Annotated in this window: 22 protein-coding genes and 1 tRNA gene; 5 read left to right on the top strand and 18 right to left on the bottom strand. The window is 67.1% G+C overall.

Annotation, left to right across the window (positions count from 1 at the left end; all coding sequences use genetic code 11):
• Positions 1 to 29: 29 nt before the first annotated feature.
• The 7 genes from EV675_RS23530 to EV675_RS23500 all read right to left on the bottom strand — a co-directional run bounded on the left by EV675_RS23530 (position 30) and on the right by EV675_RS23500 (position 6,423).
• Entirely contained in the window at positions 30 to 899 is an 870-nt protein-coding gene (locus EV675_RS23530) for an alpha/beta fold hydrolase (protein ID WP_130360554.1), read from the bottom strand.
• 242 nt (positions 900 to 1,141) lie between these two features.
• Positions 1,142 to 1,215: transfer RNA gene (locus tag EV675_RS23525), tRNA-Gly, on the bottom strand.
• 145 nt (positions 1,216 to 1,360) lie between these two features.
• The gene (locus tag EV675_RS23520) at positions 1,361 to 2,383 is read right to left on the bottom strand and encodes an alpha/beta fold hydrolase (RefSeq protein WP_130360552.1); all 1,023 of its coding nucleotides are present in this window, start codon (positions 2,381 to 2,383) and stop codon (positions 1,361 to 1,363) included.
• On the bottom strand, positions 2,380 to 3,447 hold the full coding sequence (locus tag EV675_RS23515; RefSeq protein WP_130360550.1) for a 2,5-dihydroxypyridine 5,6-dioxygenase NicX family protein: 1,068 nt from the start codon (positions 3,445 to 3,447) through the stop codon (positions 2,380 to 2,382). The genes EV675_RS23520 and EV675_RS23515 overlap by 4 nt, the downstream gene beginning before the upstream one ends.
• On the bottom strand, positions 3,434 to 4,099 hold the full coding sequence (locus EV675_RS23510; protein ID WP_130360548.1) for an isochorismatase family protein: 666 nt from the start codon (positions 4,097 to 4,099) through the stop codon (positions 3,434 to 3,436). Before EV675_RS23510 ends, EV675_RS23515 begins: the two co-directional genes overlap by 14 nt.
• Complete coding sequence (locus EV675_RS23505; protein WP_130360546.1) at positions 4,092 to 5,339, bottom strand: FAD-dependent monooxygenase; 1,248 nt, start codon at positions 5,337 to 5,339, stop codon at positions 4,092 to 4,094. The genes EV675_RS23510 and EV675_RS23505 overlap by 8 nt, the downstream gene beginning before the upstream one ends.
• 64 nt (positions 5,340 to 5,403) lie before the next feature.
• Positions 5,404 to 6,423: a Bug family tripartite tricarboxylate transporter substrate binding protein gene (locus tag EV675_RS23500; RefSeq protein ID WP_130360544.1), complete on the bottom strand. Its 1,020-nt coding sequence runs from the start codon at positions 6,421 to 6,423 to the stop codon at positions 5,404 to 5,406.
• A gap of 115 nt (positions 6,424 to 6,538) precedes the next feature.
• On the opposite strand from EV675_RS23500, the gene EV675_RS23495 reads away from it, so the two are divergent.
• The 3 genes from EV675_RS23495 (at position 6,539) to EV675_RS23485 (ending at position 10,175) form a co-directional block, all read left to right on the top strand.
• Positions 6,539 to 7,450: a LysR family transcriptional regulator gene (locus EV675_RS23495; RefSeq protein WP_165404738.1), complete on the top strand. Its 912-nt coding sequence runs from the start codon at positions 6,539 to 6,541 to the stop codon at positions 7,448 to 7,450.
• Between the two features lie 34 nt (positions 7,451 to 7,484).
• Positions 7,485 to 8,402 (top strand): EamA family transporter RarD, encoded by a 918-nt coding sequence (rarD, locus tag EV675_RS23490; protein WP_130360540.1) that lies wholly within the window; start codon positions 7,485 to 7,487, stop codon positions 8,400 to 8,402.
• Between the two features lie 141 nt (positions 8,403 to 8,543).
• Complete coding sequence (locus EV675_RS23485; RefSeq protein WP_130360538.1) at positions 8,544 to 10,175, top strand: tannase/feruloyl esterase family alpha/beta hydrolase; 1,632 nt, start codon at positions 8,544 to 8,546, stop codon at positions 10,173 to 10,175.
• A gap of 32 nt (positions 10,176 to 10,207) precedes the next feature.
• Here EV675_RS23485 and EV675_RS23480 read toward each other — a convergent pair whose 3' ends face one another.
• The 6 genes from EV675_RS23480 to EV675_RS23455 all read right to left on the bottom strand — a co-directional run bounded on the left by EV675_RS23480 (position 10,208) and on the right by EV675_RS23455 (position 17,380).
• The gene (locus tag EV675_RS23480; RefSeq protein ID WP_130360536.1) at positions 10,208 to 11,515 is read right to left on the bottom strand and encodes a purine-cytosine permease family protein; all 1,308 of its coding nucleotides are present in this window, start codon (positions 11,513 to 11,515) and stop codon (positions 10,208 to 10,210) included.
• A 116-nt stretch (positions 11,516 to 11,631) separates the two neighbouring features.
• Entirely contained in the window at positions 11,632 to 12,564 is a 933-nt protein-coding gene (locus tag EV675_RS23475) for an electron transfer flavoprotein subunit alpha/FixB family protein (RefSeq protein ID WP_130360534.1), read from the bottom strand.
• An 11-nt stretch (positions 12,565 to 12,575) separates the two neighbouring features.
• The gene (locus EV675_RS23470) at positions 12,576 to 13,325 is read right to left on the bottom strand and encodes an electron transfer flavoprotein subunit beta/FixA family protein (protein ID WP_130360532.1); all 750 of its coding nucleotides are present in this window, start codon (positions 13,323 to 13,325) and stop codon (positions 12,576 to 12,578) included.
• Positions 13,322 to 14,683, bottom strand: coding sequence for a 2-oxoadipate dioxygenase/decarboxylase HglS (hglS, locus tag EV675_RS23465; protein WP_130360530.1), 1,362 nt, complete (start codon positions 14,681 to 14,683; stop codon positions 13,322 to 13,324). The genes EV675_RS23470 and hglS overlap by 4 nt, the downstream gene beginning before the upstream one ends.
• 3 nt (positions 14,684 to 14,686) lie before the next feature.
• Entirely contained in the window at positions 14,687 to 16,174 is a 1,488-nt protein-coding gene (tcuA, locus tag EV675_RS23460; protein WP_130360528.1) for an FAD-dependent tricarballylate dehydrogenase TcuA, read from the bottom strand.
• A 33-nt stretch (positions 16,175 to 16,207) separates the two neighbouring features.
• Positions 16,208 to 17,380, bottom strand: coding sequence for an amidohydrolase family protein (locus EV675_RS23455; protein WP_130360526.1), 1,173 nt, complete (start codon positions 17,378 to 17,380; stop codon positions 16,208 to 16,210).
• 226 nt (positions 17,381 to 17,606) lie between these two features.
• On the opposite strand from EV675_RS23455, the gene EV675_RS23450 reads away from it, so the two are divergent.
• Both EV675_RS23450 and EV675_RS23445 read left to right on the top strand, forming a co-directional pair.
• On the top strand, positions 17,607 to 18,782 hold the full coding sequence (locus tag EV675_RS23450) for an amidohydrolase family protein (RefSeq protein WP_165404737.1): 1,176 nt from the start codon (positions 17,607 to 17,609) through the stop codon (positions 18,780 to 18,782).
• 8 nt (positions 18,783 to 18,790) lie between these two features.
• Entirely contained in the window at positions 18,791 to 20,155 is a 1,365-nt protein-coding gene (locus tag EV675_RS23445) for an MmgE/PrpD family protein (protein WP_130360522.1), read from the top strand.
• Here the strand turns inward: EV675_RS23445 and EV675_RS23440 are convergent.
• From EV675_RS23440 to EV675_RS23420, 5 genes are all read right to left on the bottom strand, one after another.
• Positions 20,147 to 20,908, bottom strand: a complete 762-nt coding sequence (locus EV675_RS23440; protein ID WP_130360520.1) for an IclR family transcriptional regulator — start codon at positions 20,906 to 20,908, stop codon at positions 20,147 to 20,149. The genes EV675_RS23445 and EV675_RS23440 overlap by 9 nt on opposite strands.
• 89 nt (positions 20,909 to 20,997) lie before the next feature.
• Positions 20,998 to 22,359 (bottom strand): MmgE/PrpD family protein, encoded by a 1,362-nt coding sequence (locus tag EV675_RS23435; protein WP_165404736.1) that lies wholly within the window; start codon positions 22,357 to 22,359, stop codon positions 20,998 to 21,000.
• Positions 22,356 to 22,991, bottom strand: coding sequence for a 3-isopropylmalate dehydratase small subunit (gene leuD, locus EV675_RS23430; protein ID WP_130360516.1), 636 nt, complete (start codon positions 22,989 to 22,991; stop codon positions 22,356 to 22,358). The genes EV675_RS23435 and leuD overlap by 4 nt, the downstream gene beginning before the upstream one ends.
• A gap of 10 nt (positions 22,992 to 23,001) precedes the next feature.
• Positions 23,002 to 24,429: a 3-isopropylmalate dehydratase large subunit gene (gene leuC, locus EV675_RS23425; RefSeq protein ID WP_130360514.1), complete on the bottom strand. Its 1,428-nt coding sequence runs from the start codon at positions 24,427 to 24,429 to the stop codon at positions 23,002 to 23,004.
• A gap of 23 nt (positions 24,430 to 24,452) precedes the next feature.
• On the bottom strand, positions 24,453 to 25,433 hold the full coding sequence (locus EV675_RS23420) for a Bug family tripartite tricarboxylate transporter substrate binding protein (protein ID WP_165404735.1): 981 nt from the start codon (positions 25,431 to 25,433) through the stop codon (positions 24,453 to 24,455).
• Positions 25,434 to 25,467: the final 34 nt, after the last annotated feature.

Genomic DNA, 25,467 nt, shown 5'->3' with positions numbered 1-25,467 from the left:
GGCGTTTGGCCCCGCGCGGTATCGGCCGATCAGGCCGCATGCACCCGTTGCAGGAACACCCGCATCAGCGCGGCTACTTCATCCAGATGCGTTTCCAGCAACCAATGGCCGCCGTCCAGCAGGTGGAGTTCGGCATCCGGCAAGTCGCGCAGATAGGCACGGGCGGAGGCTTCAGGCATGTAGTGGTCCTGCGGCCCCCAGACAATCAATGTGGGCGGCCTGTGGTCCGCCAGGTATCGCCGGTGCCGTGAGAACCACGATCGGTTCTGTTTCAGGCCGGCGATCAAGTCGATGGCAACCTCCTTGCGGCGTGGCGTCATCAGGGACCAATGCAGTTTCCATAAGTCCGGGGAAATCCGGTCGGCGATGTCCGGCCGGACATGGTTCAGAAACTCTTCCTGAAAACTCGCTTCGGTGATGCTGCTGCCGATGGCCCGGCGCATTTCGGCTGGCGGCAGCGCCCAGGTGGCTTCGATGTCCGCGTATTTGGGGCCCAGGGCGTCCTCGTAGGGAACATCGCCATTCTGGATGATCAGCGCTGTCACCCTATGCGGCGCCCGGATCGCCAGCCGCGCGCCGATCGGCGAGCCGAAATCGTGAAGGTAGAGCGCAAAGCGGTCCAGGCCCATCGCCAGGACGAAACGGTCCAGGAAGGCCGCATAGCCATCGAAGCTGTAATCGAAATCGTCCGGCGTAGCGCTGTAGCCTGCGCCGGGATAATCGGGCGCGACCAGCCGCCAGCGATCCGCCAGGCGAGGCATCAGGTTGCGGAATTCGTAGGAAGAGCAGGGGTAGCCGTGCGGCAGCAGAATGGCCGGCGCGTCCGGCGGGCCCGCCAAGCGGTAGAAGGTATCGATATTGTCGACGCGGATGCGGCGATGCTGGACAGGCGCGGCCATGTGAGGCTCCTCAGACGGCAGGGCAAGAGGTATCTGCTAGATGGCGGTCGCTCGTCAGCAATCGCGGTGCCCGCATGGTCCGCGCCGGGGGCGGTCCCGATGCCGTTCTGCGGCAAATGCGTCGAACTTGGGGTGTCAGGGAGGGATTTTTCCCTGCGCAATCAGCGTAAGGAAAAACATTCTTTGAACTTCGGTCACCTGGAATTATTTTCCAAGGCGACGAATTGAGCGTGGAGCGTAACTGGAGCGGGTGAAGGGAATCGAACCCTCGTATGAAGCTTGGGAAGCTGCCGTTCTACCATTGAACTACACCCGCCTTGGATGCCCGGGCTGAACGCCTGGACGGAAGGCACTGCCGCCAAGCGGCAGGAACGCAATTCTAAGCCCGTTTTCGAAGGCCGGCAAATGCCCTCGGAGATGCCGCCAGGGCCGGGAAAAACCCGGCTCCTTCGACAAGCGGATCAGCCGCTCCTGCGCAGCAGCTCCCTCAACGCCCCATCAACGACCGCGACGTCGGCCGGATCCGAGCCCGGCGATCCCGCCCGGTGTCCCCAGGCAGACTCGATCACCCGCAGTTCGGCATCGGGCATGTGTTCGACCGCCGCCGCACTGTCCTCCGGCGGGAAGTACATATCGGTGCGGCTGGGCATCACGATGGCGGGACATGCGATGGCGCGCAGCGCGGCCTTCCAGTCGCCCAGGAACGCCGGATCGTCACTCAAGTCGGCCCGCTGCCAGGTGCTCATCATGCTGAGCAGGTCATTGGCATCGCGCCCGATGAAGTTGCCCGCCCACCGGCGGGCGACATAGTCGTCCACGGAGGCGGCCTGCTCCAGATGGAGGCCGCGGCGATAGAACTCCGGCGACATGGCCCAGGCGGCATAGGCATGGCCGAGCGCGCGAAGGCCCGCCATGGGCGGTTCGGCATAGTCCCCGCCGCGCCATCCCTGGTCCGCCTTCAGCGCCGCGGCGAGACTGGCCAGGAATACCTGGTTGTGCGGCGTGGTCCGGGCCGACCCGCACAAGGCCAGCATGCCCCGGACCTCCGACGGATACGAAGCAGCCCATTGGAACGCCGCCTGGGCACCCATCGAGCGGCCGACCACCAGCCGCAACGTGCCGATGCCGAACCGCTCCCGCAGCAGCCTGCGTTGCAGGCGGACGTTGTCGAGCACGTGGATGGCCGGAAAGCGCGGGCCGTCGTGAGGCGATGGAGTATTGCTGGGCGAACTGGACAGTCCGTTGCCCAGCAGATTGACGCAAACGATGAAATAGCGTGACGGATCCAGCGCCCTTCCCGGGCCGATCAGCCAGGTATTGTTGTGGTGCGTGGACCCGAACCACGTGGGAAAGAGGATGGCGTTGTCCCTCGCGGGCGACAGGCTTCCATGCGTGGCGAACGCAAGCACGGGACGTTCGAGCACATCGCCACCGTGCAGGCGGGTGGGCGGAAATTCGTGGCGCTGGCAGTCCAATGGGGTCATTGCGAACCCGCTCCCTCGACGGCCTGGTCCGGCGCGACGACATCGCCATCGATCAACATGGGCTGGCCGTCCAGCCAAAGCGAACAACGCGCCATCGGAATGTCGACGTGGCAGGCGCTGCGGTTGCCTCCCCCCGCTTCGGCATTCGGGCCGGTCGAGAACAGGAAATTACCGTAGTAGGCGCGCGCGTCCATGCCGAGCGACTGCGCCTTGTCGCGCATGCCCAGTCCGGTCCAGCGCGCCCTGGGCTGCAGCCCCCAACCGACATGCGAGACGGCGTATGCGCCGGGGTCGCGGTAGGACGCCAGGTGCCGCTTCAGATAATCCGCCTCGAAGCCGCCGGCGATATCGACGATGAATCCCGCCTCGATCCGCAGCCGGATGGGAGCACTCTCGACATAGCGCTTGAACGGAAACAGCATGTCGCCCACGTCGATGACGACCTGGCCCTCGGCACTGCCCTCGTTGGGCCAGGTGGACAGGAATCCGCTGGGCCAGTGGTCCCAGTGCCCCGCCACATCGGCATAGCCGTATTCGGGCAAGGTCGGGAACTGGCCGATACCCAGCCGCAGGTCGGTACCGGCACCGGACCTCACATGCATGCTGCGGGCCGCAGCCAGCGCGGCGTTGGCGGCCATCACCCGCCGCTTGTCGTCGCGGGTCGGCACCATCCTGGCCAGCACCTCCGGCGGTTCGACCACCATCAGCATCCGTGTGCCGCCCGCCAGCAGTTCGACCTGCTCGGGCGAATGCAGCAGCCCCAGCAGATCGATGATCAGCCCCGCCTGCTTCAAGGCGCCCAGCGCCCAGGGGTTGCCGGAAAGCGGCGTCGTGCCGACGGCGGCCGTACGGTCGTCGGCACCGTGCTGCCACGGAGGAACCGGAGGCAGCTCGACCCGGAAGGGCCTGGCGCCCAGGGACACCGCCGCCCGCATCGCGGCATCGACGTTCTGGAGATGGCTGGACTCGCCGGTCAATACGATGACGCCTTCGTCCCGCCGGAGCTCGCACAACGCCAGCACTTCCCGCCACATCTGGCCGCGATACTCGTCACCGACGGACATGATCCGTTCCCATGGGCGTCGTCTCGGCCTGTGCGAACCGGGAAGCCATCCCGGCTGCTTGCTGGAAGGTGATCACGTCCGCGTATTTCTTGCCCAGGTCGAACAGACTGGCCTCATGGGCGCTCAGCGATCGATCCCCCACGCAATCGGCAACCACCATCGGACGCAGGCCGTGGCACATCGCGTCCAGCGTGCTGGCACGCACGCAGCCGCTGGTCGTGCACCCCGCGATGAACAGCGTGTCCACCCGCCGGGCAAACAGCATGCCGGCCAGGTCGGTGCCGAAGAAGGCCGACGGCAGCCGTTTGCGCACGATGATCTCTCCGTCCCGCGGCGTCAGCTCGGGCACGAAATCGCTTTGCGGATTGTCCTCGGTCAGGCTCAGCAGCCGCGGCACCTTCAGGCAGTGCACGTTGGCATCGCTGCCGTCGCTGGCGTAGACGATCCGGGTATGCGCGATCGGCCACCGATGCGCGCGGGCCAATGCCAGCAGTTCGGTGGTCGCCGCGATCGCCGCGCCGATGTTGCCGCCGCCGAACGCCGCCGGATCGTTGAATCCCACAGTGAAATCGACCACGAGCAGCGCCGGCGACACGCCCGGCCCCATCGTCTGTCCGAAATGCTGGGTGTCGAAAATGGCGGTGTCATGCATGGCGCTCTCCCACGGCCATGGCCGGCTCGCCCAGATCGACGCCGGCCGCGTCGTAGTCGAAAATCCAGTCGTAGCGGGCCTGCACCTGCTGCGATGCCCACTCGCGCTCGATGTACCGGGGCCCCTCGACGGGATCGGCAAGCACGCGATTGTGGAAGCGCCCCACGTTCTGCGCGGAACCATCGACGACCGCATAGCAGCGGTCGCGGCGCAGCCTTTCGTAGCGCGCCAGCGCCGCATCCACCGTGCCGGGCTCGGCCTCGATGCAACGAGCCAGCACGACGCCGTCCTCGAGGGCCATGACCGCCCCCTGCGCGAGAAACGGAAACATCGCATGGCAGGCATCGCCCAGCAAGGTGATGCGCCCGGCCGTCCACGCTTCCAGACGGGGACGGCGCACCATGCCCCACTTGAACGGCGCGTCCATCGAGGCGATCAGCGCGTGGACATCGTCGTGCCAGCCCGAGAAATCGCGCGCGCATTCCTCTACCGTCGCTTGTGTCGTCCAGGACTCGGCCACCCAGGGCTTGCCCTCGAGATAGCCGACGAAATTCATCAACTCGCCCCGGCGCAGCGGGTAGTGGATGATATGGCCGCCGGGCCCCACCCAGTTGGTGCCGACCGGCCGCCGCAGCCGTTCCGGCACCCGCTCCATCGGAATCACGCCGCGCCAGGCGATCATGTCGGCATAGCTGGCCTGTTCGGTGCCGAATGCCCGCGTGCGCACGGTCGAATGAATGCCGTCCGCGCCGACCAGCGCCCGGCCCCGCACGGTACTGCCGTCGGCCAGCGTCAGCGTCACGCCGTCCTCATCCTGCAGGAAATCGACGCAGCGGCTGTTCAGGCGGATGGCATCGGGCCGCAGCTCGCGCACGGCGTCGAGCAGCGCGTTGTGCAGATCGACCCGGTAGGCCGTGAAGTACGGAAAGCCGAAACGCTTGACCGCCTGGTCTCCCAGGTCGAAAGGCTTCCAGGTCTGACCGGTGCTCCACAGCCGGATCTCCTTGCCCTCGGTCTTGCACGAACTGGCGCGGACAGCCTCCAGAACGCCCAGGTCGTGCAGCGCACGCGAACCGTTCGGACTGATCTGCACCCCCGCCCCCACTTCCCTGAGTTGCGGCGCCTGCTCGAGCACGATCACGTCGATACCGCGCCTGAGCAGGGCCAGTGCGGCGGCCAGGCCGCCGATGCCGCCGCCGGCGATCAGGATCGGCGCCGCCTCGTTCCCGGGGTGTTTCATTGATTCTCCTGCATCATGCAGCCGGGGCCTCCTGGGCTCCGGCCTGGGTTGTGGGCGGACCGGATCACTCGCTGGTCAGCCCGAGCTTCTTGATCAGCGAGGTCCACTTGGCGGCTTCCTTGCCTATGGTGTCGGCGAACGCCTCGGGGCTCGAACCGAGCACTTCGAAACCCGCCGACTGCAACTGCCCACGGACCTCGGGGTCTTTCAACGCGCTTTCCAGCGTGGCGGCGATCTTGCTCACGACCGGAGCGGGCGTACCGGCGGGGGCCAGCAACCCGAACCAGCTATAGGCGTCGAAAGGCTGCCCGAGCTGCTCGGAAATGGTGGGCACGTTGGGCAACAGCGGACTGCGCGCCACGCCCGTCACGCCGAATGCCCGCAGCGTGCCGGCCTGCACGCTTGGCGCCAGCGCGGGCACGGCATCGAACACCAGGTCGATCTGCTTGCCCAGTACATCGGCGACAGCCTGGGCGCCGCTCTTGTAGCCGATGTGCAGCAGGTCGACGCCGAAGGTGGCCTTGAACGATTCGCCGGCCAGGTGCGTGGACGATCCCGCGCCGGCCGACCCGAACGTCAGCTTGCCTGGTCGCGCCTTGGCCAAGGCCACCAACTCGGTCAGATTGCGCGCAGGCAGGTCGGGCCGTCCGACGAACAGATGCGGAGCGCGTACAACCTGGGCAATCGGCGCAAAGGACTTGACCGGGTCATAGCCGAGCTTGGGATACAGGCCTGGCCCCATCGCGAGACTGCTGGTGCCTCCCCACAGCAGGGTGTAACCGTCGGGAGCGGCCCGCACCACGGCCATGGGACCGACGGTGCCGCCGCCTCCCGCCTTGTTGTCCACGACCACGGACTGGCCCAGCTTTGCGCCGAGCGCGCGGGCAATGATGCGGGCGCTGGAGTCGGTGGGGCCGCCGGGGCCGAACGGGACGACCAGCGTGATCGTCCGATCGGGATAGGACTGCGCATGCGCCCCGGCACACCCCATGGCGAACGCCGCGGCCAGCGCGACGCGCTTCAAGACGACCCGGCGGTTGAAACGCGAAACAGTTCCAGCACAAGCGGAATGCGAAGCAGCCATCTTTCTCTCCGGAAACGGGACCAGGACAAGGAGCGGGTACACCCATCCGCGCATCTTGGGAGAATTCTCAGGCAGCAACAAGCTACAATATCAATCGAATTACCAAGTAATTCTTATGAATATATCGACCCGCCAATTGCTGGCCTTCGTCCACTCCGCGCAGCTCGGCAGCTTCACCAAGGCCGCCGAGCGTCTGCACATCACGCCGGCGGGCCTGAGCTTCTGCATCCGCGAACTCGAAGCGCAACTGGACAGCCGGCTGTTCGACCGCACCACCCGCTCGGTCACCCTGACCGAAGCTGGCGCCAGGTTGCTCCCCACCGCCCAGCGGGTGGTGCAGGATCTGCAAGTGGCGGTATCCGAAGTCCATGAAGTCGAGACACGAGTGCGGCAGGCCCTGCGCCTGGGCGCCACGCCGCTGGTCTGCAACAAGCTCATTCCACGGGCCTTCGCTGCGTTCCGCCGCAACTACCCCCATGTCACCCTGCGGGTGCTGGAACTACAGCGCGATGCAATCCAGGACCTGGTGGCCAGCGGCGAACTCGACATCGGTTTCGGCATTTTCTTGAAAGGGGCAACGGGCATCGAACGCACCCGGATGTTCTCGTCGCGGCTGTATCTCGTCAGCGCAGCCGACGGGAAGCAGCGCGGCAATCCGCTGCGCCGTATCGGGCAGACGCGTTGGGACCAGTTGGGCGGCACCCCGCTGATCGGCCTGCAGCCGAGTAACGCGGTACAGCAATTGATCGCCCGGCACCTGCCCGACGGCGCCAACGACAACGCCGGCAATACGTCCGTCAATCACATAGAAACGCAGATCGCCCTGGCCGAGATCGGTGTGGGCGCCGCGATCATTCCGGCATTTGCGCTCACCGCGTGCCGCCACTACAAGGTCGTCGTCCAGGAGCTCGTCGATCCGGCGGTGGACGTTGATTTCTTTCGCATCGTACGCAAAGGCGCCGTCCGTACCGGCATCGCCGACGACTTCACCCGGATGATGGTGTCCGCCGTCAACGATCTGCGCTGAATCGGTCCTGGCCATCTTCCGAACCCCCACCCCAATGACCGCCCCGCCTTCCCTCAACACCTCCACCGGCGTCCTGCTCAACGTCGCCTCCTCGGCGCTGTTCGCGCTGATGTCCGCCTACACCACCTTGCTGCGCCCCCTGGACGGCGCGGCCATCTACGGCTGGCGCATGCTGCTGACCGTCCCGGCGCTGACGCTCCTGGTCCTGGCCATGGGGCGTTGGCACGAGATCCGCCAGCTTGCCGCGCGGTTGCGCCGCGAGCGGTTCTTCTGGGCGCAGCGCGTGCTGTCGGCCACCCTGCTCGGCGCCCAGCTCTGGCTGTTCATGTGGGCGCCCGTCAACGGCCACGGGCTCGACGTGTCGCTGGGTTATTTCCTGCTGCCTATCGCGATGGTCGCGCTGGGCCGGCTCGCGTTCAAGGAACGCATCAGCCGGATGCAGCTGCTGGCCGGCGGACTGGCGCTCGTGAGCATCGCCTATCAGTTGGCGATCGTCCGCACCGTATCCTGGCCCGCGCTGCTGGTGTGCCTGGGCTATCCCGGCTATTTCTGGCTGCGCCGCGCCACCCATACCAATACCCTGGGTTCGCTGTGGCTGGACATGACGCTGGGCCTGCCCGTCAGTGTGTTCTTCGTCCTGCAGGGCGGCTACGCGCTGCCTGCCGATGCCCCGCCCAGCCTGCCGTGGCTGATCCTCGGCCTGGGGATCATCAGCGCCTCGGCGCTGGGGTTGCAGGCGCTATCGGCGCCGAAGCTGAACGTGACGCTGTTCGGCCTGCTGATCTATGTGGAACCGGTCCTGCTGGTGGTCGTCGCCGCGGGGGTGCTGGGCGAATCGATTCCTTTCTCGCAGTGGCCCACCTACCTGGCGATCTGGGTGGCTGTGCTGGTCCTGGTGGCCGAGGGGGCGTTCACCATGGCACGTCATCGTTCGCCGTCCCGATTATCCTGAACAATCGATAAATTCATGTAAATTTTCGAATTCCCAAATGAAATCTCCCGGCTTAGAGTGCGGCGGACAAGAAGGCTGCGCCCACCCTCGCCACGCGCACAAGATCGACAACGAGCGCGGCGCCACACCAAAGGAGAAATCATGGGATATCCACTTCCCGCACGCACCGCATTGCCTGTCGCGCTTGTCCTGGCCGCGTCGCTCGCGGCCTGCGGCGGCGGCGACGGAGGCGGTGACGGCAGCGGCGGGACCCCGCCGCCCGTCTCCCCGGAACCCGTCGCCCGCGCCTGCCAGCCGGAAAGCTTCGCCGACGTGCGGATCCCCTCGGCGAGCATCACGGCGGTATCGTCCGTTCCCGCCGGCACCTATCGCCCCGCCGACAGTCGCCAGGACCTGAACGACGTCCCCGCGTTCTGCCGCATCGACGCCGTGGCCATGCCCACGGCCAGCTCGCGTATCAACTTCCAGCTCTGGGTGCCCGAAGGAACATCCTGGAACGGCAAGCTGGTCACGACCGGCAACGGCGGCTACAGCCCGGCGCTGAGCTACGGCGACATGGCCTACGCCATGCGGCAGGGCTATGCCGTCCTGGGCGGCGATACCGGCCACCAGACGGAGGACATGCTGTGGGGCGTCGGCAATGCCGAGAAAATCATCGACTGGGGCTCCCGGTCGGTCAATGCGATCACGGTCGCCGGCAAGCAGCTGCTGACCGAGCTGCGCGGTACGCCGGCCAACCGGGCCTACTACCTGGGATGTTCCACGGGCGGCCATCAGGGGTTCGCGGAGGCGCAGCGCTATCCCGAGGATTTCGACGGCATCATCGCCGGCGCTCCGGGCAATAACCGCACCGCCCTGAACATCGAATTCATGTGGCGTTTCCGCTCCAACCGTCCCGCCAACGACAACCTCACGCAGTTCCTGACGACGGCCAAGCTCCGGCTCATCACGGACCGCGCCGTCGCGGCCTGCGACACGCTGGATGGCGTGGCGGACGGCGTCATCGACGATCCCCGCGCCTGTACCGCGGACAAGTTCGACGTCGCCAGCCTGCTGTGCACCGCGGGCGATGCCGCGGACTGCCTCACACCCGACCAGCTTGGCGCCGCGCGGAACATCTATCAGGGTCCGCGCAATCCCCGCACGAAGGCCCAGCTCTATCCCGGCTGGCCCGTGGGCAGCGAATCGGGCTGGTCAGGCTACATGGGGTCGACCGAGCCGGTACGGGCCGATTTCTGGCGCTACTGGGTTTTCGACGATCCGCAGTGGAACTGGTGGACATTCGATTTCGACCGCGACGTTTCTTATGCGTATGCGAAGATCGCGCCACTGGTCGACCAGACCAGCGCCGACCTGTCGGCGTTCAAGGCGAGGGGTGGCAAGCTGATGGTCTATCACGGCTGGAGCGATCCGGTGGTCAGTGCCTACGACAGCATCGGCTACTACGATCGCGTACTCGCCGCGCAAGGATCCCGGACAGCGCTCGACGAGTTCTACCGGCTATTCCTGGTTCCCGGCATGGGCCACTGCAGCGGCGGCCCCGGCGCGACCACCTTGCGCGCCGACGCCGATACCGCGCCGGATCCGAGCCGCGACATTCTTGCCATCATGGACCGGTGGGTGGAACAAGGCACTCCGCCGGACGACTTCGTCGCATCAAGGGTGGCGGCAGGATCGGTACAAAGAACCCGTCCGCTGTGCGCCTATCCCGCACAGGCGGCCTACCGGGGAACGGGCGACCCGGATGATGCGGCGAACTACATCTGCCGCTGAAGCCGGCAGAGAGCGGCGGCCATCGGAAGCGGTCAGGCGGGAACGGGCTCCGCCTGCTCCCGCCGCCGCATGAACACCACGGCCAGCCCGAAACTCAGCGCCAGCGTGGGCAAGGCCGAGCCGAGCGCCGTGGTCGCCAGCGGCAGCAGGTGATAGCAGGCAACGCCAGCAGCCCAGATCAGCACGGCCTTGATCCGTACCGCGGGCGCCTGGCGCAGCAGCCGGTTGGCGTCGGCGCCCAGGCCCAGGGTGCCGAGCATGACGCCGAACAGCGGGACGAAGCAGGAACTGAGCAGCAGCAGGAACGGCTCCAGGCTGTGCATGGGCAGCACCATGGCCAGCAGGCAGCAGGCCGTGGCGATCAGCAGCCCCCAGCGGCGGATGCTCCAGCGCGGAACGATGCTGTGCGCCGACACGGAAGCCGAATAGGTGTCGCCGTAGGCGTTGTCGACTTCGTCGATCAGCACCAGGGACAAGGCGATCAGGCCGCCCTGGGCCTGCAGCAGGGCCATGATCAGGTCCTGGCTCGGCAGGGTCAGCGCGACCAGCACGCCCAGGCCGTAGCACCAGATGTTGGCCACGGCATAGCCGGTCCAGGCGCCCGTGAACGCCGAACGGCCGCTCTTGCCGTGGCGCGCGTAGTCGGCCACCAGAGGCAGCCAGCTGATGGGCATGGCGATCACCAGGTCCAAGGCCGACAGCGCGCCCATGCCGCCCGAGCCGCTCCGGTTCCACAAGGCCGCCAGGCCCTGGCTCTGCGCCATGGAAAGGAATTGCCAGCTCAGCCACAGCAGCGAGAGCACGACCAGCGGCAGCGCCACGCGCGAGACGATGCGGCGCACCAGGCGCACCATGGAGCCGCCGATGAGCAGCAGGATCACGGCGCCCCAGAGCAGCGTGGCCAGGTAGGGCCAGTAATCGGCGGTCATGGCGCCGCCATGGCGGCCCACGGCGACCGTGGCATCGCGCATCACCACCAGCTCGAAAGCGCCCCAGCCCAGCAGTTGCACGATGTTCAGGACGATGGGCAGGCGCGCGAAGCTGCGCCCGTAGACCGCCACCATCAGCCCGGCGCTGGACAGGCCGCTGCGGCAGCCGATCCACGCGACCCAGCCCAGCAGGCCGGCGCCCACCACGGACCCCAGCACGATGGCCAGCAAGGCTTGCGGGGGGCTCAGGGCCGGCAGCAGATACGAGCCCATCTGCATGACCAGCAGCCCGACCCCCAGGTTGAACCAGAGGGAAGCGTGGTCGTGCCATTGGAAGACACGCAGTTCGCCGGGTACGGCGGCAAGCGCTTCGTTGCCACTGCCGGCGGTGGAGGGTGAGGCGTCAATCATGAATGTTCGCTCGAATCCAGGCCATTTTTCCGGCCATGATAGCGAACAAGCCGCTTTCCCCCTACCTGCGCCTGCGCACAGTGTTCGGGGCAGGCAACTTCTCCTTCCGACAGGCGCTACAGCCGCGCCAGCAGTTCCGGGACCGCCTCGAACAGGTCCGCCTCCAGCCCATAGTCGGCAACGCCGAAGATCGGCGCCTCGCCATCCTTGTTGATCGCCACGATCACCTTGGAATCCTTCATGCCGGCCAGATGCTGGATGGCGCCCGAGATGCCCGTGGCGATATAGAGCTGCGGCGCCACGACCTTGCCGGTCTGCCCGACCTGCACGTCGTGCGGGGCATAGCCCGCATCGACGGCGGCGCGGCTGGCGCCGATCGCCGCGCCCAGCTTGTCGGCCAGCGGACCGATGACCTCCCGGAACCGGTCGGCGCTGCCCAACCCGCGGCCGCCCGACACCACGATTTTCGCGGCGGTCAGGTCGGGACGGCCGCTGCTGCTGATCTCGCGTCCGGCGAAACGGCTCTTGCCGTGGCCGGACACTACCGGTATGGATTCGATCGGCGCGTCCCCGCCCGTCTCCGCCACCGGATCGAAACCCGTGGCGCGCACGGTGATCACCTTGACGGGATCGCCGCTCTGCACCAGGGCCAGCGCGTTGCCGGCATAGATGGGCCGCTCGAAGGTGTCCGCGCCTTCCACGCGGACGATGTCGCTGATCTGGGAGACGTCGAGCTTCGCCGCGACGCGCGGCGCGACGCTCTTGCCTGCGGCGTTCGCAGGAAAAAGGATGTGGCTGTAGCCGCCGGCCGCGGCAAGCACCTGGGCCGCGACGTTCTCGGCCAGGCCATCGGCCAGGCAAGGTGCCTCGGCATGCAGCACCCGGGCGACGCCGGCGATCCGGGATGCGGCCCGGGCGGCTGCGTCCGCCCCGCTGCCGGCGACCAGTACGTGGACCTCGCCGCCGCAAGCGGCGGCGGCCGCGATGGTACTGAGCGTGGCGGATTCGATGGAAACGTTGTCGTGCCCGGCAACGACGAGTGCGGCCATGCGACTCTCCCTCAAAGGACCTTGGCTTCGTTGCGCAACCGGTCGACCAGCGTCGCCACGTCGGGCACCCTGGCGGACGCCGTGCGCGGACGCGGCTCGGTGACGCGGATCGTGCGCAGGCGCGATCCGGCCTGGACCCCGAGATCGTCGGGCTTGACGACCTCGATGGTCTTCTTCCTGGCCTTCATGACGTTGGGCAAGGTGACGAAACGCGGCGCATTCAGCCTCAGATCGACGGTGACGACGGCGGGCAGGGACAGCACGACGGTCTCCACGCCCTTGTCGACCTCGCGGGTGACCACCGCCTCGCCGTCCCGCAGCTCGATCCGGCCCGCGAAGGTCGCCTGCGGCAGATCCGCCAGCGCCGCCAGCATCTGGCCCGTCTGGTTCGCGTCGTCGTCGATGGCCTGCTTGCCCAGCAGCATGAGCCGCGGCTGCTCCCGGTCGGCCAGCGCCTTGAGCACCTTGGCCACGGCCAGGGGCTGCAGCGCTTCGTCGGTCTCGACCAGGATGCCCCGGTCGGCGCCCATGGCCATGGCGGTGCGCAAGGTCTCCTGGCACGCGGCGACGCCGCAGGAGACGGCCACGACCTCGGTGGCGACACCCTTTTCCTTCAGCCGGACGGCTTCCTCGACGGCGATCTCGTCGAAGGGATTCATGCTCATCCTCGCGTTGGCGATGTCCACGCCGGAGCCGTCCGCCTTGACGCGGACCTTCACGTTGTAGTCCACCACCCGCTTGACCGCGACCAGTATTTTCATTGCCTCACCTTTGCGCGAAGCGCGTCGAGCGAACGGGTTTGCGCCGCTTCGTACAGCGCGATCTCGTCCAGCACCGATGCCCCCAGGGCCTGCTCGAATGCCGCTTGAGCGGCGTTGCCGGCATAGCTGCGAGGTCCTGCGTCCCCCAGGTTGGACTGGAAGATGCCGGCGGCGCTCACGGGCAGGAAGTCTTCATAGACAATGGGATCGGCGCGGACCAGGCCGCGTTCGATCTGCGTCTCCAGGGAAAGGCCCTCGGCGGCAGCGCCCCGGCTGCCCCGGCCGGTGCGCGCATAGCGGAAGAAAGCCAGCCCCTCGCGTCGCAGCGTGGACAGATCGTCGGGGAAGTCCTTGAACGCGCCGGCCAGCCGGCCGGCGTAATCCTGGCCAGACGCGCCCCGCCGGGCGCGCGCCAGCAACGCGTCGTAGCGTGCGCGCCCCTTGCGGGTCAGTGCCACCCCGCGCTGCTCGATCTCGCCGAAGCGGGCGGTATGCGTGCCCGGTGCCCGGACGTCCTCGCCGGCGAAGGCAATGCGCTCCTCCAGTGCCTTGAAACTCGTCTGCCTGAGCAGAAGCGCCACCTTGCGCGGCGGCGGCCCTTCGATCACCGTCTTGGCGGCGATGCCTCGCGCCGGCATTGCCGCCTGCACGGCATCGATGTCCAGCGTGCGCGGCGTCAGGTGATTGATGTGAGGCCCCTTGAAGCAGACGACGTCGGCGACCAGGCGGTGGGCGTCGTGCAGCCTGGCGTAGGTCGACTTGTCCACCGTGGCCGCGCTGTGCCAACGAAAGGTCTGCAGAGCCTCGGCCACCAGTTCGTCGGCCTGGGCACCGGCCAGCCCGCCCTGCCCTTCCGCCCGCTCGACCAAGGCCAGCAGGCGGGGAGTGAAGATCCGGCGCCGTTCCAGGATTTCCGCCGCGGTCTTGCGCAGGCCCGCATCCCCGATCAGGTCCAGGCGCAATAGCGACGTGAAGACCCGGAACGGATTGCGCGCCAGCGACTTCTCGTCCACCGGGCGGAAGGCGGTGGCATGCACGGGCACGCCCGCGACCGAAAGATCGTAGTAGCCGACAGGCTGCATGCCCATGACGGCGAAGATGCGCCGCATCGTTGCAAGCTCCCCGGCGGAGCCGAGACGGATCGCGCCATGGCGCTCGACCCCCAGGCGTTCCAGTTCCCCGGCACGCGCCAGGTGCTCGCGCAGCGCCGGATCGCGTTGCAGCGCGGCGGCATTGACGTCCGCGACCAGGTCGAGCAGCGCGCCGTACTGCGGTACCTCGCGCCTGTACATTTCCGACATGCGGCGGGAGAACCGGGCGCGGATCTCGTCGCCGTCGGCGAAACCGGTCGTTTCCATGGCCTAGCGCGAACGCACGTATTCCGCGGCGGCATCGCCCGCGACCCGCCCGAAGACGGAGCCCGAGATCAAGCCGCTGCCGCCGGGGTAGTTCGAATAGAAGAGTCCCCCCACCATTTCGCCCGCCGTATAGAGGCCCGGGATGACGCGCGCGTCGACGTCCTCCACTTCGGCGCGGGCATTGATCTTGAGCCCGCCGAAGGTGAACGTGATGCCGGTGGTAACCGGGTAGGCCTCGAACGGGCCCTCGTCGATGGTGTTGGCCCAGTTCGACTTGTTCAACGCCAGGCCTTCCGTGCAGCGCCCGTCCTTGCTGTTGGGATCGAACGCCCGGTCGGTACGGACCGCCGCGTTGTACTCCCGTATGGTGGCCAGGAACTGCTGCGGATTGACCCCTTCCAGGCTCTCGGCCAAACCTTCCAGCGTATCGGCGCGCACCTTGGTCACGCTGCGCAGCCGGTACTCGTCGCGCAACAGATGCAGCACCTTGCCGTCGAAGACCTGGTAAGCCAGTTGCTTGGGTTGGCGCGCCAGCGCCAGCCCGCACTCCACATAGGTGTACATGCGGAAGTCGTAGCCCTCGTCGAAGAAGCGCTTGCCTTCGGCATTGACCAACACGCCGAACGGATAGCTGTGCTTCTGGAAGGCATCGCCGAACTTGAGATCGCCATAGTTCGGCGCGTTCAGGTCGCCCGCGACCACGTGGCAGCCCGACCAGTTGCCGACCGGCAGCGCGCCGGCGTCGATCGCCATGCGCAGTCCGTCGCCGGTGTTGAAGCGCGATCCGCGCACCTTGGCCAGATCCCAGCCCGGCCCCAGGTAGCGGGCGCGCCATTCCGCGTTGGCCTCGAAGCCGCCGCAGGCCAGGATCACCGCGTGGCTTTCGATATCCCGGGTCTTGCCGTCGATGCGCGCCCGGACGCCGTGAACACCGCTGTCGTCGGCCAGCAGGGAAAGCGCGCGGGCGTTGTAGCGCACGTCTATGCCACGGTCGGCGACCAGCTTGTAGAGCGAGTCGACCAGGCCCGCGCCGCCCCCCACCACCTCCACCACCACCCCGCCGGAGAACTTGAAGCGGCCATCCACCTTGTAGGCCTGCTTGCCGTACTTGGGCACGTAGCGCAGCCCGAGCGAGCGCAGCCAGCACACGGTGTCGAAGCTGCGCCTGACCAGGACCTCGGCCAGGTCGGGATCGCTGCGGAAATCGGTGACGCGGAAAAGATCGTCGAAGAAATCGTCCTCGGTATAGGCGCCGAAGTCGGTGTTCTGCTTTTCGTCCTCGGTCAGGTCGGGCACGACCTTCAGCAGGTCGTCCACCCCCTTGAAGGCAAAACGCATCGAACCTTCGGTGAAGCGGCTGTTGCCACCCCGTTCGTCTTCGGGTGCCCGTTCGAGCACCATTACCGAGACGCCGTGCGCGCGTGCCGCCAGCGCCGCGCACAAGGCGGCGTTGCCGCCGCCCACGACCAGCACATCAGTATGGATAGCCATCCTCGCTCCCTGGCTGATAGGTATGTGCGCCGTTCAGGCCGGCAGCATGCTGAGGGCCGAACCGCTGCGGATGATGTCCTTGTCTTCCTCGGAAATGCCGGGGTGGTCGTGCAGAAGCTGCACGTCCTTGTACTTCATGCGGCCGCCCGGGTCGTCGTGCGGATAGTCGGTGGCGAACAGGAACTGCGAAGCCCCCAGGAACGCGATGGAGTCCGGCAGTTCCGGCTCTTCCGTCTCGATGGTGAAGAACAGGTTCTTCCTGAAGTAGTAGCTGGCCGGTTCCTTGTTGCGGCTTTCGTATTCCTCGACCGAGGTGATGCGCTTGCCGGCCGACAGGCGTTCGGCGCCAGGCTTGACGCGGCGATGGAAACGGGCCTGCGCGTCCTCGTCCTCGTAGTTGAGCGGCGGCTTCACGTAGGCGGCGTCGAAGCGCTCCACCAGCGGCCTGATGAAGGCCGAGCCGGCTTCCGTGAACACCACTTTCAGGTTGGGGTAGTCGTCGAACAGTCCGCTCGTGCATAGCGACATCAAGCTGAGCTGGCCCTCGGCCGGCGACGCCACATCCAGCCCGTCGCGCTGGAATATGTTGAGGTTGCTGATGCGATGGCCGTGCTGGATGTTGTGCAGCACGATGGGCATGCCCAGCGCCTCGGCCCGCTGGAAAAAAGGCCACAGCTCGCGCCGGCTGCCCAGCGTTTCCGAGAACTGGTGCTCGCGCACGGGGAACACCTTGTCGACCGCGACCGACTGGAAGCCATTCCTGCGGGCCCATTCCATCTCGGCGATGGCGCCATCCACGTCCTGCAGCGCGACCAGCGCGGAGCCGATCAGGCGGCCCGGGTACTTCTGCAGCAGATTGAGGATGGACAGGTTGTAGGAATGCGCCATCTGGCCGGCAAGCTCGGGATCCAGCGTGTAGTTGAAATAGATAGCCGAGAACTGCGGCAGCAGCAGTTGTTTCTCGATGCCCAGCTTGTCGTATTCCTCCAGGCGGTATTCCACGTCGGTCAGGCCGGTGTGCCTGCCGCCGGCGCCGGGTGGCGGGAGCGGCGTCGAGCCCTTGACGATGTAGTTGCCCGGGAAACTCCAGTTCACGAGAATGCCCGCGCTGTCGAACTCGAATCTCGGCCGCAGGTCGGCGGTCTTGCCGGTGACATGGTCGTAGATGTCGCGCGGAAGGATGTGGGTGTCCATGTCGATGATCATGTGCGGGCCCGCTAGGTGTGAGTGTGGGGGGAGGAACGGCCGTGGCGATACGGCTTATTGGCTGGGTAATTTACGGACAAGCGACAGGGCTGTCAATAAATTTGGAAAGCTGTTCTATTATTTGGAAAAACGGTATTGCAGCCCCAAGACTCGCGGAGTAGTCTGTTTCCAGCGCGTTTCGGCCAAGCGAGACGTTGCCCGAACAACGACTGGACGAGCCCCCGCCATGATCATCGATGCCGACACCCACTTCCTGCCTCCCGACGTCTACGATTACCTCGGACCGGAGTTCGAGGCGCTCCGCCCGCGCCTGGCCTGGGACGATGCGGGACTGTTGGTAGACGTCCGGTTCCCGGGGGAACCGCCACGCGTCCCGGGGGCCACGCCCCTGCCTCCGCCGGGCACCGGTTCGCGCTACCGCGGCACCTACTACATCGAGGAACGCCTGGCCGATTACGACAAGCTGGGCATCGAAAAGCAGTTCCTGTTCCCCCAGCTCACGGCGACGGTGTTCTCCTACCTGGTCGAACCCCGCCTCGCCACGGCCATGGCGCACTCCTGGAACCTGTCCATCCTGAAGCTGCTCAAGCGCTATCCCGACCGCCTCATCGGCGGCGCGCTGGTCGCGCTGCAGGACGTGGATGGCGCCATCGCCGAGATGGAATGGGCCGCCGCGAACGGCTTTCGCGCCGTGATCATGGACAAGGTCTTTCCCGTACATGAACATTGCTATTCCGACCCGCTGGGCAACCATCGCGAACTGTGGCCCTTCTTCAAGCGGGCCGAGGCGCTGGGCATGCCCTTGTTCCTGCACAATATCCAGCACGGCCACCGCATCACCAATCTGCTGAACTACCAGTTCAACGGACTGGACGTGCTGGCGCCGCAGGAAGGCCAGATGAGCCTGGTCTCGCTCGTCACCAGCGGACTGCTGGACGATTTCCCGGACCTGAAGTTTGTCTTCACCGAGGCCGGCGTGGGTTTCATCAAGCCTCTCGTCTCGCACCTGGATTCCGTCTTCAACAACGAGATCGTTGACTACGAGTCCGAAGATGCCGCGCCGCGCTTCAACTATCGCAAGCTGGAGGGCGGCAAGCGCATCGTCTCCGTCGATGACTACAAGCCCAAGAACAGGCAGGCGCCCAGCCACTATTTCAAGAAGAACCTGTTCTTCACCATCGAGACCGAGGAGGCGGAACTGCCCGAGGCCATCAACCTCTTCGGTGCCTCGCAGTTCCTGTTCGCCACCGACTACCCCCACGACGACCCCGGCGGCCGCATGAAATACAAGGACGTCCAGCTCCTGGCCGCCAATCCGCACATCTCGGAAGCCGACAAGGCGCTGATCCGTTCCGGCAATGCCGAGCGCCTGCTGGCACCCGTCCTGCCCGCGACCGCCTGAGCGCCGCCATGTCGCCCGACACGCTTACGGCCCGGCTCGCCTCCCATGTCATCGACACCCCCTGGGACGCACTGCCGCCGGCGGCCGTCCTGGCCGCCAAGCACATGGCGCTCGACACCCTGGCCGTGGCCTGGGCCGGCACCTGCGCGCCCGGCATCCCGCCCGTGCGCGAAGCGATCATCGACGAAGGCGGCAAGCCGCAAAGCGCCGTCTGGGCAACCCACGCGAAGATTCCCGCCCGCTCTGCCGCGTTCCTGAACAGCGCCGCGGCCGCGGCGCTGGACTTCGACGGCATGCGGGCCTCCGAACGCGGCAGCGTGCATTCGGACAGCGTGGTGCTGCCGGCCGCGCTGGCGGTGGCCGAGCAGCACGGCGCCACCGGCCGCGAACTGGTGGCGGCGCTGGTTCTGGGCAACGACATCGTCACCCGCCTGGGCGCCGCTTCCGCGCTGCCGCACCGGGGGTGGTACCAGACGTCGATCTACGGGATCATGGGCGCCGCCGCGGCCGCGGCCCGCCTGATGAAGCTCGACGCCGAACAGACCATGCACGCGTTCGGCATCGCGGTGAACCAGGCCTGCTCGACGCAGTTGCCCAATATCGAACGCAGCCTCGTCAAGCGCTACTCGTCGGCCTTCGCCGCGCAGGGCGGCGTGCTGGCCGCTCTGTTGGCCGCGCGGGGGATCACCGCCGCGCGTCAGGCATTCGAAGGCCGGTTCGGGTTCTACGAGCTATACCAGCCGGGAGAGCCCGATCGGCTGCTGGAGGGCCTTGGGGTGTCCTATCCGCACGTGGAAACCGGCGTCAAGCGCTTCCCGAGCTGCGCCTGCAACCACACCGCCATCGAGGCGGCGCTGCACCTGTCGCGGGAACAGCCGGTCCCGCCATCCGAAATCGCGGAACTCGAGGTGACCATCTCGCCCTATGTCCATCGCCTGGTGGGAGCGCCGTTCGATCCGTCCAGCGATCCGCAGGTGGCGGCGCAATTCAGCGTCCAGTACTCGGTCGCCGCGGCCATGTTGCGCGGGCGCTTCGGCGTGGGCGACATCGAACCCGAGGCCGTGCTCGACCCGGCCGCGCTGGAACTGGCGCGCCGGGTGGCCGTCCACGTCGACGAGGCCTGGGGCAACAGCCGCGCCGCCACGGTGGTGGTCCGCACGCGCGCCGGCCAGCGGCGCGAACGCCACGTCGCCCACATTCCGGGGTCCCGGGAAGCACCATTGGCCGAGGCCGACCGCCGCGAGAAGGCGCTCGACTGCCTGCGGGCAGGCATACGCCCGCTCGGTGCCGAGCAGGCACAACGCCTGGTGGGCCGGGTATTGGGACTGGACGGCCTGGCGGATGCCGGCGAGCTGTTGAAGGACCTAGCCTAAGACTTGCAGGGCCGGGTGATAGCCCAGTTCTCGCGAGATCCGGACCGACACCTGCCTGAGTTCTTCGCCGAAGCGGACCAGCTTGGTGCGCGGCGTGCGTTCCTTCAGCGCGGAGATGCCGATGGCCGCCACGCCCTCGCGAAAGGCCGTATGGACGGGCGCGGAAGCCCCACACACACCTTCGTGCCATTCGCCATCGTTCGTGGCGTACCCTTTCTTGCGCACTTCGTCGAGCACCTTGCGCAGGTCGGCCTCCTTGGTCACCGTGCGCGGGGTGTATTTTTCGAGCGGCGCCGCGAGGTATTCGTCGGCCAGCGTCTGGTTGTACGCCAGGAGCACCTTGCCCGACGCGCTGCAATGCAGTGGCGCCGCGCTGCCGATGGAGGCGTAGGTGCGTATGGGATGCTTGCTGGCGATCACGTCCAGATAGACGACGGCGCCGCTGCTCATCGACGCCAGATAGACCTGTTCGCCCGTGGCTTCGCTCAGGCGCCGCAGATGGGGCTTGGCGATCTGGACGAAGTCCAGCCGGCTGAGCAGCATGCTGCCCAGTTCCCAGATCTTGAGCGTCGGGAAATACTCGCCGCTTTCCAGCTGCTGCACGTAGCCGGTCTCGACCAGCGTGGTCAGGATACGGTGCGCGTTGCTCTTGGTGATGTCGAGTTTGGCGGCAAGCGCGCTGACCCCGATGGATTTTTCGATGCGGCACATGTGTTCGAATGCGCGCAGGGTCTTGGCGGCGGTCTTGTCCAAAGCGATACGACGTCGAGGGTTGAACGTGAACCGACTATATCATGGGGGTCATCTTGAAGAACGTGATTTCATATATTGGAATCATGAAATCATCGCAGCAGTTCCACCGCCGAGCGGCAGTGCTCCAGCGTATTCAGCTTGTCGAAAAGCGCGCGGGCATCCAGCTGCAGGCCGGACCATAGCGCGCAATCCTCGAATTTCGTCCACAGCGCATCGGCCGAGAGCGGCGCCTGGGGGTCGCCGCGCGCATGGCGCACGTGCTCGCTCTCGATCACCTCTCCGGCGGTTGTCTCGACGCGCACCAGGTCGTACGGCGCATAGCCTGACGTGCCGGACATTTCCTCGGCTTCGATCTCTATGGACACGCGCGGCACCAGGCGCTGGATCGGCTCGCTCAGCACGAACTCGTCGACCAGGTCGCGCAGCCCCACCCTGCCCGCCACCAGCGCGCAGGCCAGGGCGAACTCGATACTGAACTTGGCGTCGATGGCGGTGCGTGGCCGATGATTCTTCAGGATCACCGAATGCGACGGACTGAACCGCACGGTGATCGCCTTGACGGCCTCGGCGTCCAGGCCACGATCGCGGACGAGCCCGAGCATGGCATCGATCGCGCGATGCGCCCGGTAGCAGACCGGGTACTGCTTGATCGCCAGTCCCTGCTCGGTCAGGCGCCAGCGTGCGGGTGGCAGCGACGGCGCGCGCTCGCGGTCGACGTCGCCGGCGGGCGACAGCGCGCCCAGATATCCTTGTTCATGCTCGATCGCGTTCGGCGCGGCCGTCAACCCGGCGGCGGCGAAACGCGCGGCGAGCAGGCCGCAGGCCGCCGCCTTGCCCGCGTGCATGGGCTTGGTCATGAAGCCCAGGTTCGCCATCACGCCGCTGGCCTGCGAGGCGGCAATGCCCAGGGCGTGTGCGGCTTCCTGCGCCGTCGCGCCGCGCAGGGCCGCGCAGGCCGCCGCCGCCCCCACGGCGCCGAAGACGCCGGTCGGATGCCAGCCCTTGCGCTGATAGTTGCCACTGTCGCGGGAGATCAGCTCGCCCCAGGTCTCGAACCCGGCCGCATAGGCCCGCAACATATCGCGCCCGCTCGCGCCCACCGCCTCGGCTTCGGCCAGGATGGCCGGCACCAGGACCGCGCTGGGGTGGCTGCCCTTGAGCGCCACGTCGTCGTAGTCCAGCACGTGGGCAGCGGTACCGTTCACCCAGGCCGCGACGTGGGCCGGTGCCCGCGCCGGACCGAAGCAGATCGACGAACCGCCTCCGGCGGTGTCGGGCGCGAACCCGCTTCGTACCGCCGCGACGGCGGGCTCCGCCGATCCGGCCAGCATCACGCCCACGCAATCTGCGATGCCCTGCTTGGCGATGGCCACGGCCGTCCCGGGAATATCCTCGTACCGGAGGTTCGCGACGAAATCGCCCAGCGCGGCGGTCAGCGGCGCACGTGTCACGACGTGAGCTCCGCCAGTTCCTTGCCGGTCAGCCAGGGCGTCTCGGCCTCGAGCTTGCGCTCGAGTGCATCGCGCATCCCGGCGAACTCGCCCGTGGCCGCGATGTCGTCGATGCCGCCCAGCATACGTTCCTTGCGGGCCGGTTCGATCTCGAAGCGGTATTGCCTGCCCGCCGGATCGGTCACCGTCTGGCTGGGCAGGTCGATGGTGATCTCGGCCCCGGGCGCGGCCGCCAATTGTTCCAGTAGCCCGCGCACATCGTCCTCGGGCAGCACGACGGGCAGCAGCCCGTTCTGGTAGGAATTGCTGGCGTAGAACGGCCCGAAGCTCGGCGCGATCACGGCGCGGATGCCGAAATCGACCACCGCGTAGACCGCCCCTTCACGCGTGGAGCCGCAGCCGAAGTTCGGCCCCGAGACGATGATGCGCGCCTGGGTGTAAGGCTCGCGATCGAGCAGGAAGTCGCCCCTGAGCTTGCCTGCCGCATCGTAGCGGTCGTTGTAGAACAGGAAGCTGCGGTAGCCCACCGTCAGGGGCTTGCGCAGGAAGCGCTGCGGAATCAGCATGTCGGTATCGACGTCGGCGCGGTCCAGCGGCGCCGCGATGGCGGTCAGGCGGGTAAACGGCTCCATGCGGGATCTCCTAGCCCAGGTTGCGAACGTCGGTCAGCCTGCCGGTAACGGCGGCTGCCGCCGCCATCGCCGGGCTCATCAGGTGCGTACGCACGCCGCGGCCCTGCCGATTCTCGTAGTTGCGCGGAGACGTCGACGCGCAGCGCTCGCCCGGCAGCGCGAAGTCGCCGTTCGACCCGACGCACATCGAACATGCCGAATCGCGCCATTCGAAGCCGGCTTCCTTGAAGATGCGGTCCAGCCCCGCCGCCTCGGCACGACGCTTCACGTCGGTGGAACCCGGCGACACCATGGCGGGCACGACCGCGTGCCGGCCCTTCAGGATCTCGGCCGCCGCGGCCAGATCCTCGAAGCGGGCGTTGGTACACGAACCGATGAAGACGCGGTCGACCGCCACGTCGGTCAGCCGCATGCCCGGCTCCAGCTGCATGTAGGCCAGCGCGCGCTCGTAGTGGCCGCGCTGCTTCTCGCTGGCCGCTTCGTCCGGATGCGGCACCCGCGCGCTGATGGGCAACGCATGCTCGGGCAGGTTGCCCCAGGTGACCATGGGCTCGATGCGCGAGGTATCCAGGGAGATTTCCTGGTCGAAATGCGCGCCGGGTTCGGTCGGCAGCCCGCGCCAGAACGCCAGCGCCCGCTCCCAGTATTCCGCCGGGGGCGCGTACTGGCGTCCCTTCAGGTAGGCGAAGGTGGTCTCGTCGGGCGACACCATGCCCGCGCGCGCCCCCATTTCAATCGACATGTTGCAGATCGTCATGCGCTCGTCCATCGTCATCGCGCCGATGGCCGGCCCCGCGTACTCGATGACGTGGCCTGTCCCTCCGGACAGCCCCACCTTGCCGACCACCGCCAGGATCACGTCCTTGGCCGCCACGCCGCGGGGCAGGCTTCCCTCCACCGTAACCCGCATCGTCTTCGGCTTGCGGAACCAGAGCGACTGCGTCGCCAGGATGTGCTTGATCTCGGACGCCCCCACGCCGAAGGCCAGCGCCCCGAACGCGCCTATGCTGGTCGTGTGCGAATCCGCCGCCGTCGTGATCATGCCCGGCTGCACCAGGGCCAGCTCGGCGGCGACGACGTGCATGATGCCCTGGCGCGCATCGGTCATGCCGATCAGCGGCACGCCGAAATCGCGGGCGTTCTGTTCGAGCTGTTCGATCATCCTCCGGATGTCCGGATCCTGGATGGCCACCACGCCCGCTTCGCGATGCTTCGTGGGCGCGTAGTGGTCCGCGATCGCGAACTGCTTGAGCGGGCGGTGGACCTTGCGGTTCTCCAGCCGCAGGCCGTCGAAGGCGTAGAACGGCCCTTCATGCACGAAGTTGCGGTCTATGTAGATCAGCGACTCGCCGCCCTCGCGCTCGGCGATGACGTGGCGGGTCCATATCTTCTCGAACATGCTGCGCGGGCGCTGCGCCGCGCGCGTGGCGTCAACCATGGAATGCTCCTTGCAACGGGCGCTCAATCGCCCCGGATACCGGTTTCCCGGATGATCTTTCCCCACTTGTCGGTCTCGCTCGCGACGAAGCGCCGGAATTCGTCCGCCGGCATCACCGACGGCTCCGCGCCCGCGCTCTTCAATTGCTCGACGAACTTGTCCGATTTGCCGACCGCCAGCAGCGCCTGTTCGAGCTTGTCGCGGATATCCTTGGGCGTCTTGGCGGCCACCATGAAGCCGTACCAGGACCCCGCGTCGTAACCCGGCACGCCGGCCTCGGCGATGGTCGGCAGGTCGGGCAGCATGGGCGTACGCTGGGCGCCGCTGGTGGCCAGCGCGCGCAGCTTGCTGTTCGCACCGCCGTTGATGAACGGCAGCAGCGCCGGGATGGGACCGATGGTCATGTCGACCTGTCCCGAGCTGAGATCGGCGATGGAAGGCGCATTGCCCTTGTAGGGGATATGCAGGATGTCGGTGCCGGTCATGCTCTTGAACAATTCCGTCGACAGATGGGTGGAACCGCCCGGGCCGCCCGAGGCATAGCTCAGCTTGCCAGGCTTGGCCTTGGCCAGGGCGACCAGCTCCTTCACGTTCTTCGCCGGCAGGTTGGCGTTGACCACCAGCACGTTCTGCGTCGTCGCCAGCAGGGCGACGGGCGCGAAGTCCTTCACCGTGTCGAACTTCAGCTTCGAATACATCGTGGGCAGATAGGCGAACGACGAATTCACCAGCAGCAGCGTGTAACCGTCGGGCGACGACGCGGCGACCATTTCGTTCGCGATCAGCCCGCCCGCGCCCGGGCGATTCTCCACCACCACCTGCTGGCCCAGTTTGGCGCCCAGCCCTTCGGCCGCCACCCGCGCCACGAGATCGGCGGCGCCACCCGGCTGGTAGCCGACGATGACGCGAAGCGGGCGGGTCGGAAAACCGTCCGCCGCCGCCGAACCGGCGGTGATGCACAGACACCCGGCCGCGAGCCGGGCAATGCCTCGAATGCTCTTCATCTCGTCTCCTTTTCGCGCCTGGTCCATGCGCTTT

The sequence above is a fragment of the Pigmentiphaga kullae genome (genome assembly GCF_004216695.1).
GTDB classification, from domain to species: Bacteria; Pseudomonadota; Gammaproteobacteria; order Burkholderiales; family Burkholderiaceae_B; genus Pigmentiphaga; species Pigmentiphaga kullae.
Note: the sequence above shows the minus strand (reverse complement) of the source record. Positions and strands in the feature narration are given on the sequence as shown.

Bases quoted from the DNA above. Each gene is read 5' to 3' on its own strand.
- EV675_RS23530 (WP_130360554.1), bottom strand. From the start codon at position 899: ATGGCCGCGCCTGTCCAGCATCGCCGCATCCGCGTCGACAATATCGAT.
- EV675_RS23520 (WP_130360552.1), bottom strand. From the start codon at position 2,383: ATGACCCCATTGGACTGCCAGCGCCACGAATTTCCGCCCACCCGCCTG.
- EV675_RS23515 (WP_130360550.1), bottom strand. From the start codon at position 3,447: ATGTCCGTCGGTGACGAGTATCGCGGCCAGATGTGGCGGGAAGTGCTG.
- EV675_RS23510 (WP_130360548.1), bottom strand. From the start codon at position 4,099: ATGCATGACACCGCCATTTTCGACACCCAGCATTTCGGACAGACGATG.
- EV675_RS23505 (WP_130360546.1), bottom strand. From the start codon at position 5,339: ATGAAACACCCCGGGAACGAGGCGGCGCCGATCCTGATCGCCGGCGGC.
- EV675_RS23500 (WP_130360544.1), bottom strand. From the start codon at position 6,423: ATGGCTGCTTCGCATTCCGCTTGTGCTGGAACTGTTTCGCGTTTCAAC.
- EV675_RS23495 (WP_165404738.1), top strand. From the start codon at position 6,539: ATGAATATATCGACCCGCCAATTGCTGGCCTTCGTCCACTCCGCGCAG.
- rarD (WP_130360540.1), top strand. From the start codon at position 7,485: ATGACCGCCCCGCCTTCCCTCAACACCTCCACCGGCGTCCTGCTCAAC.
- EV675_RS23485 (WP_130360538.1), top strand. From the start codon at position 8,544: ATGGGATATCCACTTCCCGCACGCACCGCATTGCCTGTCGCGCTTGTC.
- EV675_RS23480 (WP_130360536.1), bottom strand. From the start codon at position 11,515: ATGATTGACGCCTCACCCTCCACCGCCGGCAGTGGCAACGAAGCGCTT.
- EV675_RS23475 (WP_130360534.1), bottom strand. From the start codon at position 12,564: ATGGCCGCACTCGTCGTTGCCGGGCACGACAACGTTTCCATCGAATCC.
- EV675_RS23470 (WP_130360532.1), bottom strand. From the start codon at position 13,325: ATGAAAATACTGGTCGCGGTCAAGCGGGTGGTGGACTACAACGTGAAG.
- hglS (WP_130360530.1), bottom strand. From the start codon at position 14,683: ATGGAAACGACCGGTTTCGCCGACGGCGACGAGATCCGCGCCCGGTTC.
- tcuA (WP_130360528.1), bottom strand. From the start codon at position 16,174: ATGGCTATCCATACTGATGTGCTGGTCGTGGGCGGCGGCAACGCCGCC.
- EV675_RS23455 (WP_130360526.1), bottom strand. From the start codon at position 17,380: ATGATCATCGACATGGACACCCACATCCTTCCGCGCGACATCTACGAC.
- EV675_RS23450 (WP_165404737.1), top strand. From the start codon at position 17,607: ATGATCATCGATGCCGACACCCACTTCCTGCCTCCCGACGTCTACGAT.
- EV675_RS23445 (WP_130360522.1), top strand. From the start codon at position 18,791: ATGTCGCCCGACACGCTTACGGCCCGGCTCGCCTCCCATGTCATCGAC.
- leuD (WP_130360516.1), bottom strand. From the start codon at position 22,991: ATGGAGCCGTTTACCCGCCTGACCGCCATCGCGGCGCCGCTGGACCGC.
- leuC (WP_130360514.1), bottom strand. From the start codon at position 24,429: ATGGTTGACGCCACGCGCGCGGCGCAGCGCCCGCGCAGCATGTTCGAG.
- EV675_RS23420 (WP_165404735.1), bottom strand. From the start codon at position 25,433: ATGAAGAGCATTCGAGGCATTGCCCGGCTCGCGGCCGGGTGTCTGTGC.